5 protein-coding genes are annotated in these 3691 nt (G+C 50.1%); 4 read left to right on the forward strand and 1 reads right to left on the reverse strand.

What is annotated here, in order from left to right:
- The coding region (locus tag RMO52_RS09320; RefSeq protein ID WP_310413247.1) for an endolytic transglycosylase MltG at positions 1-192 on the forward strand (192 nt) is incomplete at its 5' end.
- Between the two features lie 39 nt (positions 193-231).
- A complete protein-coding gene (locus tag RMO52_RS09325) occupies positions 232-927 on the forward strand; it encodes a thiamine phosphate synthase (protein WP_310413251.1) in 696 nt (231 codons plus the stop codon).
- Between the two features lie 249 nt (positions 928-1176).
- Here the strand turns inward: RMO52_RS09325 and RMO52_RS09330 are convergent, their stop codons facing one another.
- Positions 1177-1386 carry a DUF6887 family protein gene (locus tag RMO52_RS09330; RefSeq protein ID WP_310413255.1) on the reverse strand — a complete coding sequence of 70 codons (210 nt, stop codon included), beginning with the start codon at positions 1384-1386 and terminating at the stop codon, positions 1177-1179.
- Positions 1387-1511: 125 nt separating this feature from the next.
- Between RMO52_RS09330 and bchB the strand changes: the two genes are divergently transcribed.
- The gene (gene bchB, locus RMO52_RS09335) at positions 1512-3038 is read left to right on the forward strand and encodes a ferredoxin:protochlorophyllide reductase (ATP-dependent) subunit B (protein ID WP_310413258.1); all 1527 of its coding nucleotides are present in this window, start codon (positions 1512-1514) and stop codon (positions 3036-3038) included.
- 206 nt (positions 3039-3244) lie between these two features.
- On the forward strand, positions 3245-3688 hold the full coding sequence (locus RMO52_RS09340) for an endonuclease domain-containing protein (RefSeq protein ID WP_310413261.1): 444 nt from the start codon (positions 3245-3247) through the stop codon (positions 3686-3688).
- Positions 3689-3691: the final 3 nt, after the last annotated feature.

Raw genomic sequence — 3691 nt, forward strand, 5'->3', positions numbered from 1 at the left:
CTGCCGCCCGGACCTATCGCGTCGCCAGGCACGGCGAGCATTGCAGCGGCGGTGCAGCCCGCTGATTCGGATGTGATGTTTTTTGTTGCGTTCCCCGACGGGCATTCGCAGTTCACGCGCACCTTTGCCGAACACTCCGCAGCCGTGAAGGTCGCGCATGCCGCGCGTGACTCGGCCGCAGTCAAGCACTGATCACCTGACTGCCTGATCGTCCACACGCACTCCCGGGACATGCTCGAACCAGACGATGTGCGATTCCGGCTGATGGCGATCACGGATGATCTGCGGGACCACATCGACGGTCTGGTGGCGCGCGCATGTGCGGCGGAGCGTGGCGGGGCGACGATGCTGCTGGTGCGGCTCAAGCATGCCGACGCCCGCACGCTGGCGGAGGTCGGACGCGCGCTCGTGACAACGCTGCAGGTCCCGGTGTTGATCAGTGAGCGCCTCGATGTCGCGCTGGCGTGCGGCGCGGCAGGTGTGCACCTGAACGCCGCCAGTGTCCCGGTGATGGCCGTACGTCCGCATGTGCCGGAGGGATTTCTGATCGGCGGGTCGATTTCATCGCTGGCCGACGTCGAGCGTGCCCTAGACGCGGACTTCGTGACGATCGGCCCGGTGTACGGTGCCGGTGCCGCGGCACTTGGCGCGGACGGGTTTCGCGAGCTCGCGAATGCGTGCGGTCGGCCCGGCATCGCGATTGGTGGTATCGACACATCGACAGTGGCAGAGATTGCGGCAGCCGGTGCCAGTGGGATCGCAGTGATTCGCGCGGTGCTTGGCTCGGCGGATGAAAATAACATTACTAGCACTTTTGCCTCTTGTCCTATCTGCATGTTCTACAGTATCGACACTCACAGAGAAACCTGCGATCTCGTTGGAGGAATTCAACCAACTTCAGAACGGGATAACAATAGAGCAAGCTGAGAAAATAGTTGGCGCAAAGTCTGTTGTTTTCAGCGAATCCAAAGTGGGCAATGTAGAGATAAGAATTGTACAGTGGGCAAATAATGGTGGAATATCTAACGCCAATGCAACCTTTCAAAATGGCAAACTAATGGGCAAGGCGCAATTTGGGCTGAAGTAACAAGTAAAGAGTAGAAGAGTAGGGTGGGCAGTTCCCATCCATCTAGATTTGAGGCATTATCTATCCGCTTGATATTTGTACCAATTAACTTAAATGCTACCTTTGATACCATCTAGTTTCTGCTTAAGGATTACTTCCATTTCTCGCAAATCTTCATCTGTCTGGGGAAATTTATATGTGGGACTAGTTGGATTTCCCTTGTGAATCAAAGCCTCGATCGCGTCATCATCTTCTCGATGCTGTAAGATATAATCTCTAATCTCTTGGCGAGTCATCGTATCGAAGTTAGGCTTCATCATTATTAAACCTCCATTGTTACTAGATATTAAGTTAAATTTTTACTCGATCGTGTCCCAACCCCAAACTTGTTTGCGACAATCTAGACAGAATCGATTGGTAGACTGGGACTAAGGGATAGATATATATGAAACTAGCTTATTGGATGTACGCTGCTCCCGCTCACATTGGGACTTTGCGGGTGGCGACTTCGTTTAAAAACGTCCATGCGATCATGCACGCGCCGATCGGGGATGATTATTTTAACGTCATGCGATCGATGCTGTCGCGGGAACGGGACTTTACGCCAGTGACGACTAGTGTAGTCGATCGACATGTGCTTTCGCGCGGTTCTCAGGAAAAGGTGGTCGATAATATCACTCGCAAGGATGCCGAGGAGCATCCAGATTTGATCGTCCTCACGCCGACTTGTACGTCAAGTATCCTCCAAGAAGATCTTGCCAACTTCGTTCAACGTGCATCGATGGAAGCTCAGGCTGATGTCTTGCTGGCTGATGTCAATCACTATCGCTTCAACGAGATGCAGGCTGCCGATCGCACTCTACAGCAGATCGTTCAGTTTTACATCGAGAAGGGACGCAAGAAGGGCGATTTAGTTACCGAGAAGACGGCGAAACCTTCGGTAAATATCATCGGGATTTCTACTCTGGCTTTCCATAATAACCACGACTGCACCGAACTCAAAAAGTTGATGGGTGAGTTGGGAATTACCATCAATGCAGTTATCCCCGAAGGCGCGACAGTTAGCGAACTCAAAAGTCTCCCCCAAGCCTGGTTTAACCTGGCTCCCTACCGCGAATTAGGGCCGATGACGACAGATTACCTTGCGGCTGAGTTTGGGATGCCCTGCGTCGATATTACCCCAATGGGCGTGGTCGAAACCGCCCGCTGTATTCGCAAGATTCAAACGATCCTGAATGCGGGTGGTGCGGATGTCAATTATGAAGGCTTTATCAACGAGCAAACCATCCACGTTTCCCAAGCAGCTTGGTTCTCACGATCGATCGATTGTCAGAATTTAACAGGTAAAAAAGCGGTAGTCTATGGTGATGCTACTCATGCCGCCGCAATTACCAAAATTCTCACCCGCGAGATGGGGATTCATGTCGTGTGGGCGGGGACTTTTTGTAAGCCCGATGAAGAATGGTTCCGTAAGGAAGTTGAAGGATATTGCGATGAGGTAATTATCTCCGACGATCATGGCTTAATTGGCGATCGGATTGCAAGTAGTGAGCCGTCGGCAATTTTTGGAACCCAAATGGAACGCCATGTCGGTAAACGTTTGAATATTCCCACGGGCGTAATTTCGGCACCCATTCACGTTCAGAATTTCCCGATCGGTTATAAGCCATTTTTGGGTTATGAAGGCACGAATCAAGTTGTCGATTTGATCTACAATTCCTTTACTTTAGGCATGGAAGATCACCTGTTAGAAATCTTCGGCGGACACGATACTAAGGAAGTAATTACTAAAGGTATTTCGGCTGATTCTGACTTAGGTTGGAATAAAGAAGCTCAAGCTGAACTGAATAAAGTTCCAGGTTTCGTGCGCGGTAAAGTCAAACGGAACACCGAGAAATTCGCACGCGATCGGGGTCAGGATGTAATTACTTTAGAAGTAATGTACGCAGCTAAAGAAGCTGTTGGTGCATAGGGAATTACCCCCCCAACCCCCCCTTATAAAGGGGGGGCTTTTCCAGACATCCCCTTTATAAGGGGATGGCTTTTCCGGCTCCCTCCCCTGTCTTGTCTCGCTTCCTTGCGCGGGGAACCCGCGCGGAGCGAGCCGCTTTATAAGGGGAGGGCTGGGGTGGGGTAAAGATCTACGCAGTAACTCTAAAATCTCAACAAATTCGATCGATGACGGAACTATACAATAAAACCTCCGAAAAAGATAAGCGACAATATCTTCGGAATAATATGCTGCCTGCCGAGCAACTAGTTTGGGCAAGATTGAAGGGTAGACAAGTAGAAGATTGCAAGTTCCGAAGACAATATAGTGTCGGTGCTTTTGTTATCGATTTCTATAGCGTTGAAATTAAACTAGCAATAGAAATTGATGGTGAAAGTCATTTTCGCGATGGTGCAGATGTTTACGATTTAGAGCGGCAGTCTTTAATTGAAGCTGCTAGAATTCAGTTTTTGAGATTTACGAATACGCAGGTATATGAAGAGTTGGATGCTGTAATTGAGTCGATTACACAGGTGATTTGTGCTTTGCGGAAATTACCCCACCCCAACCCTCCCCTTATAAAGGGGAGGGAGCAAGAAAAGCCCCCCTTTATAAGGGGGGTTGGGGGGTAATTC

It is taken from the genome of Chamaesiphon sp. OTE_8_metabat_110, assembly GCF_031382685.1.
GTDB lineage: Bacteria > Cyanobacteriota > Cyanobacteriia > Cyanobacteriales > Chamaesiphonaceae > Chamaesiphon.

Bases quoted from the DNA above. Each gene is read 5' to 3' on its own strand.
- RMO52_RS09325 (WP_310413251.1), top strand. From the start codon at position 232: ATGCTCGAACCAGACGATGTGCGATTCCGGCTGATGGCGATCACGGAT.
- RMO52_RS09330 (WP_310413255.1), bottom strand. From the start codon at position 1,386: ATGATGAAGCCTAACTTCGATACGATGACTCGCCAAGAGATTAGAGAT.
- bchB (WP_310413258.1), top strand. From the start codon at position 1,512: ATGAAACTAGCTTATTGGATGTACGCTGCTCCCGCTCACATTGGGACT.
- RMO52_RS09340 (WP_310413261.1), top strand. From the start codon at position 3,245: ATGACGGAACTATACAATAAAACCTCCGAAAAAGATAAGCGACAATAT.